The following is a 15,725-nucleotide window of genomic DNA, read 5'->3' as shown; positions in this document are numbered from 1 at the left end:
CATGTCCGAAGCACATAACAGTTTGTCCTCCAGCGGCCCGGCCATCATCCTTGTCGAACCACAGCTTGGCGAGAATATCGGCATGGTGGCGCGCGCCATGGCCAATTTCGGCCTGTCCGAATTGCGGCTCGTCAATCCGCGCGATGGCTGGCCGAGCGAGAAGGCAAGGGCAGCGGCAAGCCGGGCAGACCATGTCATCGACGCGGTGAAGGTTTTCGACGATCTGCCATCGGCAGTGACCGACCTTAATTTCATCTTTGCCACCACTGCGCGTCAGCGCGACGGTTTCAAGACGGTGAGGGGGCCTGTGGATGCCGGCCGCATGCTGCGCGGCCGGTCAAGTGCCGGTCAACGCACAGGCATATTGTTCGGGCGTGAACGCTTCGGCCTATACAATGAAGAGGTTGGGCTTGCCGACGAGATCGTCACCTTTCCCGTAGATCCGGGCTTTGCGTCGTTGAATATAGCCCAGGCCGTGCTTCTGATGTCCTATGAATGGATGAAATCGGGCCTGGAAGCTGAAACCGATACCAATTTTACCGGCCCCGAAAGGCAGCCGGCCACCAAGGACCAACTCCACGGCCTGTTTGCGCATCTGGAAGCGGCCCTTGAGGCCCGCGGCTATTTCCGGCCTGCCGAGAAAAAGCCCAAGATGGTGGACAATCTGCGCGCGGTGCTTACCCGTGCCGGCTTTGCCGAGCAGGAGTTGAAGGTTTTGCGCGGCGTGGTTTCCTCGCTCGATTATTTCTCCCCGAGGGAGCCGCGCGGGGCCGGCTATCCGGAGCGCAAGGCCAGGGCCGATCGCAACACGCATACCGACAGAAGGCCCGCCGATGAGTGACAGGCCGCCGGTTCTGATGTTCGATTCCGGCATTGGCGGTCTTACCGTGCTGCGCGAGGCGCGCGTGTTGATGCCGGATCGGCCTTTCGTTTACGTCGCTGATGACGCCGCGTTTCCTTACGGCGCTTGGGAGGAGCCAGCGCTGAAGACACATATCCTTGGCCTGTTTGCCGATCTGCTCGACCGCTTTAAGCCTGAAATTTCGGTGATTGCCTGCAATACCGCCTCGACCCTGGTCATCGAGGCTTTGCGGGAGACATTTCCCGGCCACCCGTTTGTCGGCACCGTGCCGGCCATCAAGCCGGCGGCCGAGCGGACGCGTTCGGGCCTCGTCTCGGTTCTGGCGACGCCGGGCACCGTAAAGCGGCAATATACCCGAGACCTGATCCATCAATGGGCGAGCAAATGCCATGTCCGCCTTGTTGGCAGCAACCGGCTGGCCGGTCTTGCCGAAATCTATATGCGCGACGGTTTCGTGGACGAGGCGGCGGTACGGGCCGAGATCGCACCTTGCTTCATCGAGCAGGACGGCCGGCGTACCGATATCGTGGTGCTGGCCTGCACGCACTATCCTTTCATCGCTAACCGCATGCGCAAGACGGCACCCTGGCCCGTCGACTGGCTCGACCCGGCAGAGGCAATCGCGCGACGCGCGCATTCGCTGATTGCCGATGGCAAAACCGCGCCATGTGAAGACCCGTTGTCGAATGGACCGGATCGTGCGGTCTTCACCTCCGGGCGTACCGATTTCGCCACCCGGCGGCTGATGCAGGGCTTTGGTCTCGCCATTGCCTGACTCCGGAGCATGACCGCGGATCGCGGCTTCACGATTGGGAACACCTCTCGACGGCAGGCGTTGTTTTCCTTTCGAAAGGAGAAATGCCAATGCCGGCCAAGTCCAAGGCTCAGCAAAAGGCAGCGGGTGCTGCCCTTTCCGCCAAACGTGGTGACACCAAGAAAAGCGAGCTTCGCGGCGCGTCGAAAGGAATGTACGAATCGATGACCGAAAAGGAGCTTGAGGAACTCGCTGAAACCGACCGCAAGGGTCTGCCAGACAAGAAGTCGGACTAACCGTAAGTCCCCACGGTCACAAAAACCGATACCCGTGGATATTGGACGCTGAAAAATTCGGATAATCGGTCCAGTGACACCGGCGGAACCGGGCTTTCAGCTTTCCAGCTTGACAGGCTGCCGGTCGCAGTTTACCGAAACGCCGAACATTGGGCGGCAACGTCCGGTGCTCTTTATTGACGTGTCCCGTGGATTTTCCGCAAAGCGTGCGTGGAAATCCTGTCAGGCTTCGAAAACGGAAGCCAGAGGAGGGCGCGTTTCCTTCACCCGGAGCATGATGGTCCGGGTGTATTGTTTTGAAAGGGAATGCGATGAGCAAGCGCGAATCCGCGAAGTACAAACTCGACCGCCGTCTCGGCGAGAATATCTGGGGTCGCCCGAAATCCCCGGTCAACAAGCGTGAATATGGTCCCGGCCAGCACGGTCAGCGCCGCAAGGGCAAGCTTTCCGATTACGGCCTGCAGTTGCGCGCCAAGCAGAAGCTCAAGGGCCATTATGGCGACATTTCGGAAAAGCAGTTCCGCAAGACCTATGAGGAGGCCAACCGCCGCAAGGGCGACACCTCCGAGACCCTGATCGGCCTGCTGGAATCGCGTCTCGACGCCGTTGTCTATCGTTCCAAGTTCGTGCCGACCATTTTCGCGGCTCGCCAGTTCGTCAATCACGGCCACGTCAACGTCAATGGCAGGCGCGTCAACATCGGTTCCTACCGTTGCAAGCCGGGCGATGTCATCGAAGTTCGCGAAAAGTCGAAGCAGTTGGTGATGGTGCTTGAGGCGGTCGGGCTCGCAGAACGCGACGTGCCCGATTATATCGAGGCCGACCACAACAAGATGACCGCGACCTATACGCGCGTGCCCAGCCTCTCGGACGTGCCGTTCGCCGTCCAAATGGAACCGAATCTGGTCGTCGAATATTATTCGCGCTGATCCGCGCCCGCGCCTCGGTTGCAAACACCAGTAAGCCACCCCGGAGGGAAGTTTTCCGGGGTGGCTTCTTTTTTAGGTTGGCGGCCCGGATGAAAATTGTGGAATTGGGTCATTCGAGCCCATCCTGATCTTTCGGACGCGCTCCCTGCGCTTTAGTTTGCCGACTTCGCATGTCTTTGCTTCGAACCGTGCACGCCTTCGAGATGACATGCCCCAGCAGCTCTTCGGCGAATGGGGATAAACAACTAAAAATGCAATAATTCTATGCTGCTCGTATGACAGATTCTCCCTTGGTATTCGCTGAAAGCCGCCGGTTCTCGGATGGCGCCGGACGTTATTTCGCCCTGATGGGGCTGGCATTTGCGGCGCTGGCTGCGATCGTCATTTTCAATCCCACCACCATTGATGGCCATCAGAACCCTCTTTTCAAGGAGGATGGACTGGTCGAACAGCTTTCGCCGGTCCTCTACGGCGCCTGCATCCTGCTGATCCTCGGCATGGGCGGCGTTCGGTTTGGCCTCACACGCGGGCGCAGCCTGCTCCTGATGCTGCTGGTTCTCACATTGCGGGAACTGGATTTCCATGCCCGCTTCACCACGATGAGCATCACCAAGATGAAATTCTATATTTCGGATACGGTGCCTCTGCATGAGAAAATTGCAGGTGTCATCGTGCTCGGGCTGTTGGTATGGCTCGTGCTTGCGCTCCTGCGCACCTACGCACGCCCGGTCTTGAAGGGCATGATGCGCCTGGAGCCGACGAGCCTGGCGACCGTCATCGCTCTCATGCTGATCGCGTCGTCCGAATGGCTCGACGGCGCGCGGCGTTATCTGGCGATGGTCGGCATCACACTCGATCGCCCCGCCATCAACTGGCTTGGCGCGCTCGAGGAAACGCTCGAACTGGGCATTCCCGTATTTGCCTTCCTGGCAATCTGGGCGTATTTCGGCACGCGTCGGGATGCTACGGATCGAAAATTTGAAACATGAAGCATCAATAGAGCCGGGTTTGCCGGAAAGCGGTTGCCATCCGCTGTTTCGGGAGGTTCTCGCGTCTGTAGAATTCAACAAGCTGCGCAAGCGGCTTCTGCGCCAGGCGCGCCAGGCAATTGACGATTTCGCGATGGTGACGCCGGGCCAGCGCTGGATGGTGGCGCTCTCCGGTGGCAAGGACTCCTATGGGCTGCTGGCCCTTTTGCTGGACCTCAAATGGCGCGGCCTGCTGCCGGTGGACCTGCTTGCCTGCAATCTCGACCAGGGCCAACCCAATTTCCCAAAGCATATCCTGCCCGATTTCCTCGACACCAACGGCATTGCCCACCGCATCGAATATCAGGACACCTATTCGATCGTCACAGACAAGCTGCCGGAGGCGAGCACCTATTGTTCGCTCTGTTCGCGGCTGCGGCGAGGGCATCTCTATCGTGTGGCGCGGGAGGAGGGGTGTTCGGCGCTGGTGCTCGGCCACCATCGTGAGGATATTCTGGAGACCTTTTTCCTGAACCTCTTCCATGGCGGGCGGCTGGCCGCCATGCCGCCGAAACTGCTCAATGACGAAGGCGACGTCATGGTGCTGCGCCCGCTCTCCTATTGCGCGGAGGCCGATCTGGAGAAATTTGCCACGGCGATGCGGTTTCCGATCATCCCCTGCGACCTTTGCGGCAGTCAGGACGGATTGCAGCGCAACATGATGAAGGCGATGCTCGACGATATCGAGCGCCGCATGCCGGGCCGCAAGGACACGATGATAAGGGCGCTCACCAATGTGCGCCCCTCGCATCTGCTCGACCGCAAGCTGTTCGATTTCGCCGCACTTTCAGCCGCCGGCTGAGAAGGCGATCACACCGGTGCCCATCATACTGGTGCATTGTGCGGCAGGAACAGCTTGCCACGCTCCGCGATGATGACCATCAGCAACGCCACGATCGATACGCCGCAGAAACCGGCCGCCAGCGGCATGACCGTGCCGTCGAAAGCCTGGCCGATGACCGTGCCGATGATGCCGCCGCCAAAAGTCTGGGTGAAGCCGAGCACGGAGGAGGCCGTGCCGGCAACATGGCCGAGCGGCTCCATCGCCAGCGCGTTGAAGTTCGAGCCGAGCAGGCCGAACAGCAACATATCGAGCGTGAACAGTGTGATGAAGATGGGGAACGATACCGGCCCGACAAGCGAAAGCGCGAACCAGATCGTGCTGACGACGATGAAGGCGACGAGCGCGCCCTGCGAAAGCCGGCGCATGCCGATCGCGCCCACCAGCCGTGAGTTGAGGTAGTTGGACAGCGCCATCATGCTGGCGATCGCGGCGAATACGACGGGAAACCAGACGCCGAGTCCGTAGACATCGACATAGACCTGCTGCGCCGAGTTGATGAAGCCGAACAGCGCGCCGAAGATGAACATGCACGCCAGTGTGTAGCAAAGGGCGATGCGGTTCGAGAGCACGATACGAAAGCCACCCGTCACCGACTGTACGGTGAGGCTGCGCCGGTATTCGGGATGCAGTGTTTCGGGCAGGCGAAATAGCACCCACAGGCTGACTAGAAGCGCCCCGACGCCCATGGCGACGAAAATCAGGTGCCAGCTTGCAAACATCACGATGACCTGGCCAAGCCCTGGCGCCACGACCGGAATTGCCATGAAAATCATGAAGATCAGCGACATGATCTCGGCCATGCGCCGGCCGCCGAAGGAATCGCGGACGACCGAGATGGCGATCACGCGGGTTGCGGCGGCACCTATGCCCTGCACGAAACGGCAGATGAGCAGCGTGGCGAAACTGGGCGCGACGGCCGCCGCCAACGCGCCGACGATATAGATGAGCAGGCCGACGATCAGTGGCGGGCGCCGCCCGAAGCGGTCGGAGATCGGGCCGAAGCCGAGTTGTGCGATGCCAAACGCGACGATGTAGGCCGTGATGACGAATTGGCGATGATTGGCGTTCTCGACGCCGAGCGAGCCGCCGATCTGCTGCAAGGCGGGAAGCATGATGTCGATGGCCAGAGCGTTGAGCGCCATCAGGGCCGCGCACAACGCAATGAATTCCCACCGTGGAATGCGCAGGTTCAATGTCTGCGGTTCTGATTTCTGTTCCATGTATAAAAAATCCGATACTGAAAAGAAATGCGCCGGAAAACCGGCGCATTGACATTCAAAGCCCCGGCCAGGCCGGAGAAAGAAGTTCCGAGGCGTTAAGCCTCGGATCGTACTTCAGGCTGCGCCTTGGCGCTTATGCCTTTTTCCGAGAAGAAACCTTGCAGTTCACCGGCCTGGAACATCTCGCGCAGGATATCGCAGCCGCCGACGAACTCACCCTTCACATAAAGCTGCGGGATGGTCGGCCAGTTGGAATAATCCTTGATGCCCTGCCGAAGCTCGTTCGAGGCGAGCACATTGATGCCTTTATAATCGACGCCGACATAATCGAGGATCTGCACGGCCTGTCCGGAGAAACCGCACTGCGGAAAATCAGGTGTTCCCTTCATAAAGAGCACCACGTCATTGCTCTTCACTTCGCCGTTGATGTAGTCGTTGATACCGCTCATGGAGAATCCTTTCACGCCCGTTCGTTGCAGGCCGAAGCATGCCCTTCAAATAGCCCGCCATGCCGTCCGAAACAAGACGCTTGCCTGGTTCTCGCGGAAATGGCGCAAAGAATGGTGCCGTAGTGGGCCAAATCCAGGGCCGGTTCAGGCGAGAGCATGCCGATGTTTCTACCCACCCGATGAGCGCATGAACGGATGACGCGACGGCTTTCGATGGCAATTCTCATCGGCATTCTGGTTATCGCCGGGCTGGCGTTGGCGCTGTGGTTGCGGCGGTCGGCAACGCCGCCATCGGAAGCCTTGCCACCACCTTGCCACGATAGCGTCTTTGAAGGCGTCGGCTATGTCACCTGCGAGATCGACCTCAGGACCTACGAGATTACGCTGGCGCGCACGGATGCCAATGGCAAGCCCTATGGCACGCTGAAGGCCTTCGACACAGACATGGCTGCGCGCGGCACGCCGGTACTGCTGGCCATGAATGCCGGCATGTATCACAAGGATTTTTCGCCGGTCGGGCTTTTTGTCGAGAACGGCCACGAGACGGCGCCGCTCAATCTTTCCGAAGGCGCCGGAAATTTCTTCATGAAGCCCAACGGCGTGTTCTTCATCGACCGCGCCGGCTGTGCGGTCGTGATGGAAAGTACGGTCTATGCACAGCACCAGCCCGAAGCTGAACTCGCCACCCAATCGGGGCCGATGCTGGTCATCGGCGGGCAATTGCATCCGCGCTTCGAGGAAGACGGTGCCTCGCGCTATGTCCGCAACGGCGTCGGCGTGCGCGCGGACGGCACGGTCGTGCTGGCGATCTCGCGCACGCCGGTTAGCTTCGGCAGCTTTGCGCGGCTGTTTCGCGACGAACTGGCATGTCCCGATGCGCTCTTCCTCGACGGCGCGATTTCGGCATTGTCCAATGGTCGCCGGCTGATCGTGGGCGGCAGATTTCCGGTCGGGCCGATACTGGCCGTGCGGGCGCGGCAGTAGGCTGCATGGACCCGTGGTGGCGAGGCGAGGCTATACTTCACCGTTGCCACGCTGCCTTGCGGCCCTGGCCATTTCAAAGAACGCTCCTCTTGTTTGAGGAAGCAGCGTGAGTTGCCGCCTCGAACGACACAGGGCGGCCAAGCACGCAGGGGAAAGCGGCGGGGTCTTATTCCGGCGCGCTGGTTTGCAGGGCAAGGGCGTGCAGGACGCCGCCCATATTGCCTTTCAGGGCGTTGTAAACCATCTGGTGCTGCTGCACGCGGGTCTTGCCACGGAAGCTTTCGGCCACCACCTCCGCGGCATAGTGCTCGCCGTCGCCGGCAAGGTCGCGGATCGTCACCCTGGCGTCCGGGATACCTTCCTTGATCAGGCTTTCTATGTCGCGCGCGTCCATTGCCATGCTGTATTCCTTGGTTCCGTCTCAGGTTTCCATGAAGCGTGGAAACCAGGATTCGTGGGCGGCCTTCAAGTCCGTTACAGATATGGCATGCGCCTCACCCAGTTTCAAATCGGCCCCGCCGGTGGAGCCGATTTGCACACAGGCAATGCCAAGCTTCTCCTGCTGCTTGCGCAAAGCGTGCCATTCGGCGCTTTGCGGGTCCAGCGCGATGGTGACGAGATAACGCCCCTGATCCTCGCCGAAGAAGACGGGGACGGGGTCGGATTCTTCCGGAGCGCCGATGGTTGCGCCGATGCCGGAAACCATCGCCATTTCTGCCAGCGCCACCGCCAGCCCGCCATCGGACAGATCGTGCACGGCCGTTGCCACACCCGACCGGATCAGGCCGCGCACGTGATCGCCAACCGCCTTTTCGTGGTCGAGATCGACTGAGGGCGGAGGGCCGTCCACGCGCTCATGGATGTTGCGCATATAGATCGACTGGCTGAGATGGGTGCCCCAGCTTGACGGCGCGCCGATGAGCAGGATCATCTCACCTTCGGCAGCGAAGCCGACACGCGCCATTTTCGACCAATCGTCGATCAGCCCGACGCCGCCGAGGGTGGGTGTCGGCAAGATGCCTTGGCCATTCGTTTCATTGTAAAGCGAGACGTTGCCGGACACGATCGGGAAATCGAGCTTGCGGCAGGCTTCGCCGATGCCTTCGATGGCCTTGACAAGCTGCCCCATGATCTCCGGCTTTTCCGGATTGCCGAAATTCAGATTGTCGGTTGCGGCCAGCGGCACAGCGCCGGTGGCTGTCAGATTGCGCCAGCATTCGGCGACCGCCTGCTTGCCGCCCCGGTACGGGTCGGCCTCGCAATAGCGCGGCGTGACATCGGAGGAAAAGGCCAGCGCCTTGGTCGCATGGCCTTCGACGCGCACGACGCCGGCGTCACCGCCCGGCCGTTGCAGCGAATTGCCCTGGATCAGCGTGTCGTACTGCTCCCATACCCAGCGCCGTGAAGAAAGGTCCGGCCCGGCAAGCAGCTTGAGGAGCGTATCGGCAATATCGGCTTGCGGAATGTCGTCCATCGCAAGCGGCTTGTGCGTTTTAGGCTCCGCCCATGGCCGGTCATATTCCGGCGCTTCGTCGCCCAGTTCCTTGATCGGTAGATTGGCGACCTCTTCGCCCTGGTGCAGGACGCGGAAGCGCAGATCGTCGGTGGTCTTGCCGACAATGGCGAAATCCAATCCCCATTTGACGAAGATCGCCTTGGCCTCGGCCTCCTTTTCCGGGCGAAGCACCATGAGCATGCGTTCCTGGCTTTCGGACAGCATCATCTCATAGGCGCTCATCCGCTCCTCGCGCACCGGCACGGTATCGAGATCGAGTTCGATGCCGAGATCGCCCTTGGCGCCCATTTCCACGGCCGAGCAGGTGAGGCCGGCGGCCCCCATGTCCTGAATGGCGATGACTGCGCCCGACGCCATCAGTTCGAGGCTGGCTTCCAGCAGGCATTTTTCGGTGAACGGGTCGCCGACCTGCACGGTCGGGCGCTTTTCATCGATTTTGTCATCGAACTCGGCTGAAGCCATGGTCGCGCCGCCGACACCGTCGCGGCCGGTCTTGGCGCCGAGATAAACCACCGGCAGGCCGACCCCCTTGGCTTGCGACAAGAAAATGGCATCGGTCTTGGCAAGGCCCGCGGCAAAGGCATTAACCAGGATATTGCCGTTATAGGAGCGGTCGAAATTGACTTCGCCGCCGACTGTCGGCACGCCGAAGGAATTGCCATAACCGCCGACGCCGGAAACCACGCCGGCCACCAGATGCCGCGTCTTGGGGTGATCCGGCTCGCCGAAGCGCAGCGCATTCATCGCCGCGATCGGACGCGCGCCCATGGTGAAGACGTCGCGCAAAATGCCGCCGACGCCGGTCGCAGCCCCCTGATAAGGCTCGATATAGGAGGGGTGGTTATGGCTCTCCATCTTGAAGACAACGCAGTCGCCATCGCCGATATCGACCACTCCGGCATTTTCACCGGGACCCTGGATGACGCGCTCGCCCGTCGTCGGCAGGGTGCGCAGCCATTTCTTCGATGATTTATAAGAGCAATGCTCGTTCCACATCGCCGAGAAGATGCCAAGTTCGGTGAAGGTCGGTTCGCGCCCGGTGAGTTCGAGGATGCGCTGATATTCTTCCGGTTTCAGCCCATGCGCGGCAATCAGTTCGGGCGTGATCGGGCGGGTGTTGGAAACGGTCATCGAACTTCAGTCGCTCCACCAATGTAGGCTTTCCTAAAGCCTGAAATGCGGCGATCCGCAAGGATTGCGGCATTGCAGGAACAGGAAACCGGTCTGTCAGGCTTTAGCCGCGCAGGTGCCGTCGCCGCTCTGCCAGCGGGCAATGTCGGCGCCGATGCGCGAACCGAGCGTCTCGCCCATCAACGGCCCGAATGCCTCGACCCGGCTGGAATTGCCGGTGGCCTGCACCACCAGCAGCGGCTTGCCGCCATAATGCTTCGCCGGCACCAGAAGGAAGCGCGGCGTGCCGCCGAAATTGTTGAGTTCGTTGGCCATCTGGTACGGTTTGAACGCCGGGTCCTTGCTGGCGATCCAGCATTTGTGCGCCGCGATCGCCACCTGCTCCATGGCGCGCAGCGAGGCGCTTTTGCCCGAAGGCGCGTCGTTCTTTGAACCGGATTGGCAGGCAGCCAGGCCAAGTGCCACGAAACCCAAGGCAATTGCGCCGGCGATGGAAAGAGGTTTCGACATGGCATCCAGGCTCCGGCTTCGGCAAGCGTGGGAAAGATCAGGCGGCCAGCTCCAGCGCGCCCTCGAACAGAGCCCGCCCGTCGCTGCCGCCATGTGCCGCTTCGATGAGGTTTTCGGGATGCGGCATCAGGCCGAGAACATTGCCGCCCGCGCTGACGATGCCGGCAATGTCGTTGATCGAGCCGTTCGGATTGGTGTTTTCGGCATAACGGAACACCACCTGGCCTTCGCCTTCGATGCGGGCCAGCGTTTCAGCATCGGCGAAATAATTGCCGTCGTGATGCGCGACCGGGCAGCGGATCACCTGATTGGGCCGATAGCCGCGCGTAAACGCGGTGTTGGCGTTGACGACCTGTAACTTCACTTCGCGGCAGACGAACTTCAGCGAGGCGTTGCGCATCAGCGCGCCGGGCAACAGGCCGGCCTCGACCAGAATCTGGAAGCCGTTGCACACGCCGACGACCATGACCCCCCTGGCGGCCTTTTCGGCCACCGCCCGCATGACGGGCGAGCGCGCGGCGATCGCGCCGCAGCGCAGATAATCGCCGAAGGAAAAACCGCCCGGAATGGCGATGAGATCGACGTCAGGAATTTCCGTGTCGGTCTGCCACACCGTTACGGGTGCATGGCCGGAAATCTTGGTTAGCGCCGCGATCATGTCGCGGTCGCGGTTGAGGCCGGGAAGGAGGACGACGGCGGATTTCACCTCAGGCAATCTCCACCGCGTAATTCTCGATCACCGTATTCGCCAGCAGTTTGTCGCACATGGCTTTCAGGTCGGCTTCGGCCTTGGCTTTATCGGCACCTTCAAGCTCGAGGTCGAACACCTTGCCCTGCCGTACCTGGCCGACGCCGTCGAAACCGAGGCCGGTCAGCGCGTGCTCGATCGCCTTGCCTTGCGGATCGAGCACGCCGTTCTTGAGGGTGACGGTGACACGGGCCTTGATCATGTGGTTTCGGCTTCTCCGTTGCATTCCGGTTGTGCGTCCTTCGAGGCTCGCTCCGCTCGCACCTCAGGATGAGGACCACAGAGCAACCGACCTTCCTCATCCTGAGGTGCGAGCGGAGCGAGCCTCGAAGGACGCACTGTTCTACCTCAATGCTTGGTGGTCTTCGGGTCGGTGGAGGCGACCAGCACGGGGCCGGTCGGCCGGGGCGGCTCGTTCTCGTTCATGATGCCGAGACGCCGCGCGACTTCCTGATAGGCTTCGACCAGTCCGCCCATGTCGCGGCGGAACCGATCCTTGTCGAGCTTGTCCTGCGTGGCGACATCCCACAACCGGCAGGAGTCGGGTGAAATCTCGTCGGCGACGACGATGCGCATCATGTCGCCTTCGAACAGGCGGCCGCATTCCATCTTGAAATCGACGAGTTGGATGCCGACGCCGAGGAACAGGCCGGAGAGGAAGTCGTTGACGCGGATGGCCAGCGCCATGATGTCGTCGATCTCTTGCGGGCTGGCCCAGCCGAAGGCGGTGACGTGCTCTTCCGACACCATCGGGTCGTCCAGCGCATCGGCCTTGTAGTAAAATTCGATAATCGAGCGCGGCAGCACCGTGCCTTCCTCGATGCCGAGGCGCTTCGACAGCGAGCCGGCGGCGACGTTGCGCACCACGACTTCCAGTGGAATGATCTCGACTTCCTTGATCAGTTGCTCGCGCATGTTGAGCCGGCGGATGAAGTGCGTCGGGATGCCCATGCGGTTCAGATGGTTGAATATGTGCTCGGAGATGCGGTTGTTGAGCACGCCCTTGCCGTCCACGATCTCATGCTTCTTGGCATTGAAGGCAGTCGCATCGTCCTTGAAGAACTGGATCAGCGTGCCCGGTTCCGGCCCTTCGTAAAGGATCTTGGCCTTGCCTTCATAGATGCGGCGGCGTGATTTCATCGGATTTTTTCTCTGGTTGTAGGGGCAGGCGGCGGCAACCGGCCTCTTTCTGCCGCGCAACCGGCGGCCACCATGGGTCTCAAGCCGGGTCTCTAGCGCAATCGCGGGCTTTGCTCAATCGACAAATATGGCCGGTCAACCGCTTTCGCCATGGAAATGCCGCAAGACCTGTCTCAACAGGGGGAAAGGATATTGACCGACCCACGTCCTTTTGATTTGAGCGTCATCGCAACTTAATTCACCGTCGCCGAATCGGCATCCGACTCTGGAGGGAAACGATGAATAATCTGAAAGACCGCGAAGAAGGGTTCGAACGCAAATTCGCGATCGATGAGGAGTTGCGGTTCAGGGCGATGGCCCGGCGCAACAAGGCGCTTGGCCTGTGGGCAGCCGAGAAACTGGGCAAGGCCGGCGCCGATGCCGAGGCCTATGCGCGCGAAGTTGTCGTCGCCGATATCGAGGAGGCCGGCGATCACGATGTTTTCCGCAAGATCCGCAAGGATTTCGACGCGGCCGGCGTCGAGCAGTCGGATCACCAGATCCGGCGTACCATGGATGAACTGATGGCCAAGGCCATCGAGCAGGCCCGAGGCGCCTGACGGTTCAAGCCGCTGGACCAATCGGCTGCGGCCTGTGCGGCGGCTTTTCCTTTGCCTTCTCAGCGGTTCCCGGTTGAAACTGGAATCGATCAATGAGGAGCGTGCCAATGTCACTGAAATCACGCCTTGCCGCCGGCGAGACGCTTTGCACCGCCTGGTCTGGGGTGCCCGATGCGCTGACGGTCGAACTCGTCGCCCAACAGGGCTTCGACTGCGTGACGCTCGACATGCAGCATGGCGGCCATCATGAGGACAGCGTTCTGCGCGGTCTGGCACCGGTGCTTGCCGCCGGCAAGCCGTCTTTGGTGCGCATTCCGGTCGGCCGTTTCGATATGGCCAGCCGGGCGCTTGATTTCGGCGCCGAGGCGGTGATCGCACCGATGGTCAACTCCGTCGAGGACGCCAGGCAGTTCGCTGCAGCGATGAAATACCCGCCGGTTGGCGCGCGCTCCTGGGGGCCGACCTATGCCTTCCCCCGCCATGGGCAAGGCAGCCAGCAGGACTGGCTGCGCAAGAGCAACGAGCGCACACTGGCCTTCGCCATGATCGAGACGCGCGCGGCGCTCGACGTGCTCGACGGGATACTGGCAACGCCCGGCATTGATGGTATCTTCCTTGGGCCGTCGGATTTTTCCATCGCCTGGACCAAGGGCGGCACGGTCGATTCCACGCATGAGGACATGATGGAGACGATCGCGGACGTGGCGGCGCGTGCCCACGCGGCCGGCAAATACGCGGCTATTTTTGTGGTCGACCCAGCCGTCGCGGGACGGGTGGTAAAGATGGGCTACCAGTTGCTTGCCATGGGTTCCGAGCATGCGCTGATTGCGCTGGGCGCCTCGGTCCTGCTGGCCGATGTAAAGAAGTCGATCGGCAATCGGCAGTAGCCAACCGGAGCAAATTGCTTCGATTGCCAACTGCCCTTCTGTTCACAGCCGTGTCATGAACTGCGCGAAAGTCATGGAGCCTTCCGGCCATGGCCCATGGCCGGATTCGGCATTGAGATGGCCGGCCTCGCCGGCATCGATGAACAGCGAACCCCATGCCGACGCAATATCCTCCGCGACAGGAAACGGACAGTAAGGGTCGTTTCGGCTGGCTATGGTGATCGACGGAAAGGGCAGCGGATCGCGCGGGTACGGCCCAAATGTCATCAGGTGTCTTGGCCTGATTTTTGGATTGGCCACATCCGGCGGCGCGACGAAGAAAGCACCGGCGACCCGGTTGCGGAAATTCTGCATCGCTTGCACGACGCTTGCCACGCCGAGCGAATGGGCGACGAAGACCACCGGCCGGCTGGCTTCGTTGACGGCTTTCGCCACGCTGGCGGTCCAGTCCTCGCGAACCGGCTTCGACCATTCCGCCTGCTCGACCCTGCGGGCCGTGGACAGCCTGGCTTGCCATCGGCTTTGCCAATGATCGGGGCCGGAATTTGTGTAGCCCGGCACGATGAGAATATCTGCGTCCTTGACCTTCATGGTGCCGCATGTAGCCGCGAAGATAGCGTGTTGCAACGCCGCTTGGTCGACCATAGGTCACAAATAATGAACATGATGTTCATATAATGCGTACTTGTGTGAACGATGCTAAGCGACGATTTTCTATGGCAGCAGGCGAAAGGCGATCGGCAGCGGGAACTTGTTGAAAGGTTCCTTCCGATTGCCGGCTGCCCAATCCAATTGCCAGGAGAATAGCTCGATGAGTGAACTGCCTTTTGCCGCCACCACGCCTATCAGCGTCGCCCGTGTCGGCCTGAAAGCCCGAAATGCTGACGCGCTGGCGGCTTATTACCGCACCGTCGTCGGGCTCGATGAACTGAACCGGGACGGTGAGACGATCACACTCGGCGCTGCAAACCGGCCTTTGTTGTTGCTGGAGAACGATCCGGCAGCCAGGCCGGACGCCCCGCGCTCTGCGGGCCTTTTCCATACGGCCTTTCTCTTGCCTTCGCGGGCCGATCTCGGCCGCTGGATCAACCATGCCGTCGAACACCGTATCGCTATAGAAGGCGCGTCGGATCACCTTGTCAGCGAGGCCGTCTACCTGACCGATCCGGAAGGCAACGGCATTGAAATCTATGTCGATCGCCCGCGTGAAAGCTGGTCATGGAACGGTTCGCAGGTCGCAATGAGCACCGAACGGATGGATATTCCCGCGGTCGTCGGCAGCGTTCCGGCTGGCGATGCCGGTTGGCAAGGGGCGCCAGAAAACACCGTTGTCGGCCATGTCCATCTGCGGGTCGGCGATCCAAGGCAGGCCGAGGCCTGGTGGCATGACAGTTTCGGCTTCGATACGGTGGCGCGCTACGGTGCGCAGGCAGTGTTCCTGTCGTCTGGAGGCTACCATCACCACATCGGCGCCAATGCCTGGCAGAGTGCCGGTGCGGATCACCGCGATCCCGGTCGCAGCGGTCTTGCCTGGGTCGAGATGCGCTCCGCGACGGCAAAGCAAGAAACGGCAACACAGGATCCGTGGGGCACGGTCATCAGGACGGTGCCGGGGCAGCCCGGTTGAGGCGGCCTGCCGCGCCGGCTATTTGCCGACGATAATGGTGCGGGAATGATCGAGATCCTGCGACCCGGCCGGATCGAAGAAGCCGCCGAAATAGAGAAGGGCGGCACATAACAGCACCGCCGTCGCGAAGCCGCGCATGAACCAGCCTGCGTGGCCGCGACTATTGTCGTGATCGAGTTCGTGTTCAGCCATGTTCAGTTC

Annotated in this window: 20 protein-coding genes; 10 read left to right on the top strand and 10 right to left on the bottom strand. The window is 61.1% G+C overall.

The window, feature by feature from the left end; all coding sequences use genetic code 11:
- Position 1 precedes the first annotated feature (1 nt).
- From BFN67_RS05635 to ttcA, 6 genes are all read left to right on the top strand, one after another.
- Positions 2–841, top strand: coding sequence for an RNA methyltransferase (locus BFN67_RS05635; protein WP_080918698.1), 840 nt, complete (start codon positions 2–4; stop codon positions 839–841).
- Positions 834–1,637 (top strand): glutamate racemase, encoded by an 804-nt coding sequence (gene murI, locus BFN67_RS05630; protein ID WP_080918653.1) that lies wholly within the window; start codon positions 834–836, stop codon positions 1,635–1,637. The genes BFN67_RS05635 and murI overlap by 8 nt, the downstream gene beginning before the upstream one ends.
- Before the next feature lie 89 nt (positions 1,638–1,726).
- Positions 1,727–1,912, top strand: coding sequence for a DUF3008 family protein (locus BFN67_RS05625; RefSeq protein ID WP_080918652.1), 186 nt, complete (start codon positions 1,727–1,729; stop codon positions 1,910–1,912).
- Between the two features lie 311 nt (positions 1,913–2,223).
- Positions 2,224–2,841 carry a 30S ribosomal protein S4 gene (gene rpsD, locus BFN67_RS05620; RefSeq protein WP_080918651.1) on the top strand — a complete coding sequence of 206 codons (618 nt, stop codon included), beginning with the start codon at positions 2,224–2,226 and terminating at the stop codon, positions 2,839–2,841.
- A gap of 275 nt (positions 2,842–3,116) precedes the next feature.
- Complete coding sequence (locus tag BFN67_RS05615; protein ID WP_139789038.1) at positions 3,117–3,830, top strand: hypothetical protein; 714 nt, start codon at positions 3,117–3,119, stop codon at positions 3,828–3,830.
- The gene (gene ttcA / locus BFN67_RS05610) at positions 3,820–4,671 is read left to right on the top strand and encodes a tRNA 2-thiocytidine(32) synthetase TtcA (protein WP_425349748.1); all 852 of its coding nucleotides are present in this window, start codon (positions 3,820–3,822) and stop codon (positions 4,669–4,671) included. Before BFN67_RS05615 ends, ttcA begins: the two co-directional genes overlap by 11 nt.
- Positions 4,672–4,694: 23 nt before the next feature.
- Here ttcA and BFN67_RS05605 read toward each other — a convergent pair whose 3' ends face one another.
- Both BFN67_RS05605 and grxD read right to left on the bottom strand, forming a co-directional pair.
- Positions 4,695–5,933, bottom strand: a complete 1,239-nt coding sequence (locus BFN67_RS05605) for a multidrug effflux MFS transporter (protein ID WP_139789037.1) — start codon at positions 5,931–5,933, stop codon at positions 4,695–4,697.
- A 95-nt stretch (positions 5,934–6,028) separates the two neighbouring features.
- Positions 6,029–6,382 (bottom strand): Grx4 family monothiol glutaredoxin, encoded by a 354-nt coding sequence (gene grxD / locus BFN67_RS05600; protein ID WP_080918648.1) that lies wholly within the window; start codon positions 6,380–6,382, stop codon positions 6,029–6,031.
- Between the two features lie 195 nt (positions 6,383–6,577).
- Between grxD and BFN67_RS05595 the strand changes: the two genes are divergently transcribed.
- Positions 6,578–7,366, top strand: a complete 789-nt coding sequence (locus BFN67_RS05595; RefSeq protein ID WP_245295162.1) for a phosphodiester glycosidase family protein — start codon at positions 6,578–6,580, stop codon at positions 7,364–7,366.
- 166 nt (positions 7,367–7,532) lie between these two features.
- On the opposite strand, the gene BFN67_RS05590 is transcribed toward BFN67_RS05595, so the two are convergent.
- From BFN67_RS05590 to purC, 6 genes are all read right to left on the bottom strand, one after another.
- On the bottom strand, positions 7,533–7,766 hold the full coding sequence (locus BFN67_RS05590) for a BolA/IbaG family iron-sulfur metabolism protein (protein WP_080918646.1): 234 nt from the start codon (positions 7,764–7,766) through the stop codon (positions 7,533–7,535).
- A gap of 21 nt (positions 7,767–7,787) precedes the next feature.
- Positions 7,788–10,013 (bottom strand): phosphoribosylformylglycinamidine synthase subunit PurL, encoded by a 2,226-nt coding sequence (gene purL, locus BFN67_RS05585; RefSeq protein ID WP_080918645.1) that lies wholly within the window; start codon positions 10,011–10,013, stop codon positions 7,788–7,790.
- A 96-nt stretch (positions 10,014–10,109) separates the two neighbouring features.
- On the bottom strand, positions 10,110–10,523 hold the full coding sequence (locus BFN67_RS05580; protein ID WP_080918644.1) for a hypothetical protein: 414 nt from the start codon (positions 10,521–10,523) through the stop codon (positions 10,110–10,112).
- Between the two features lie 37 nt (positions 10,524–10,560).
- Complete coding sequence (gene purQ / locus BFN67_RS05575; protein ID WP_080918643.1) at positions 10,561–11,229, bottom strand: phosphoribosylformylglycinamidine synthase subunit PurQ; 669 nt, start codon at positions 11,227–11,229, stop codon at positions 10,561–10,563.
- A gap of 1 nt (position 11,230) precedes the next feature.
- Positions 11,231–11,473, bottom strand: coding sequence for a phosphoribosylformylglycinamidine synthase subunit PurS (gene purS, locus BFN67_RS05570; protein ID WP_080918642.1), 243 nt, complete (start codon positions 11,471–11,473; stop codon positions 11,231–11,233).
- Between the two features lie 146 nt (positions 11,474–11,619).
- Positions 11,620–12,411 carry a phosphoribosylaminoimidazolesuccinocarboxamide synthase gene (gene purC, locus BFN67_RS05565; RefSeq protein WP_080918641.1) on the bottom strand — a complete coding sequence of 264 codons (792 nt, stop codon included), beginning with the start codon at positions 12,409–12,411 and terminating at the stop codon, positions 11,620–11,622.
- A 278-nt stretch (positions 12,412–12,689) separates the two neighbouring features.
- Between purC and BFN67_RS05560 the strand changes: the two genes are divergently transcribed.
- Positions 12,690–13,010, top strand: coding sequence for a DUF1476 domain-containing protein (locus tag BFN67_RS05560; protein ID WP_080918640.1), 321 nt, complete (start codon positions 12,690–12,692; stop codon positions 13,008–13,010).
- Positions 13,011–13,117: 107 nt separating this feature from the next.
- Positions 13,118–13,897 carry an HpcH/HpaI aldolase family protein gene (locus BFN67_RS05555; RefSeq protein WP_080918639.1) on the top strand — a complete coding sequence of 260 codons (780 nt, stop codon included), beginning with the start codon at positions 13,118–13,120 and terminating at the stop codon, positions 13,895–13,897.
- A gap of 42 nt (positions 13,898–13,939) precedes the next feature.
- On the opposite strand, the gene BFN67_RS05550 is transcribed toward BFN67_RS05555, so the two are convergent.
- The gene (locus tag BFN67_RS05550; RefSeq protein WP_080918696.1) at positions 13,940–14,488 is read right to left on the bottom strand and encodes an RBBP9/YdeN family alpha/beta hydrolase; all 549 of its coding nucleotides are present in this window, start codon (positions 14,486–14,488) and stop codon (positions 13,940–13,942) included.
- Positions 14,489–14,708: 220 nt separating this feature from the next.
- Here BFN67_RS05550 and BFN67_RS05545 point away from each other — a divergent pair, with 220 nt between their 5' ends.
- Positions 14,709–15,524: a VOC family protein gene (locus BFN67_RS05545; protein WP_080918638.1), complete on the top strand. Its 816-nt coding sequence runs from the start codon at positions 14,709–14,711 to the stop codon at positions 15,522–15,524.
- 18 nt (positions 15,525–15,542) lie between these two features.
- Here BFN67_RS05545 and BFN67_RS24285 read toward each other — a convergent pair whose 3' ends face one another.
- On the bottom strand, positions 15,543–15,716 hold the full coding sequence (locus BFN67_RS24285; protein ID WP_158083474.1) for a hypothetical protein: 174 nt from the start codon (positions 15,714–15,716) through the stop codon (positions 15,543–15,545).
- Positions 15,717–15,725: the final 9 nt, after the last annotated feature.

The sequence above is a fragment of the Manganibacter manganicus genome (assembly GCF_002075885.1).
GTDB classification, from domain to species: domain Bacteria; phylum Pseudomonadota; class Alphaproteobacteria; order Rhizobiales; family Rhizobiaceae; genus Mesorhizobium; species Mesorhizobium manganicum.
This window is presented reverse-complemented; position numbering and strand designations above follow the sequence as displayed.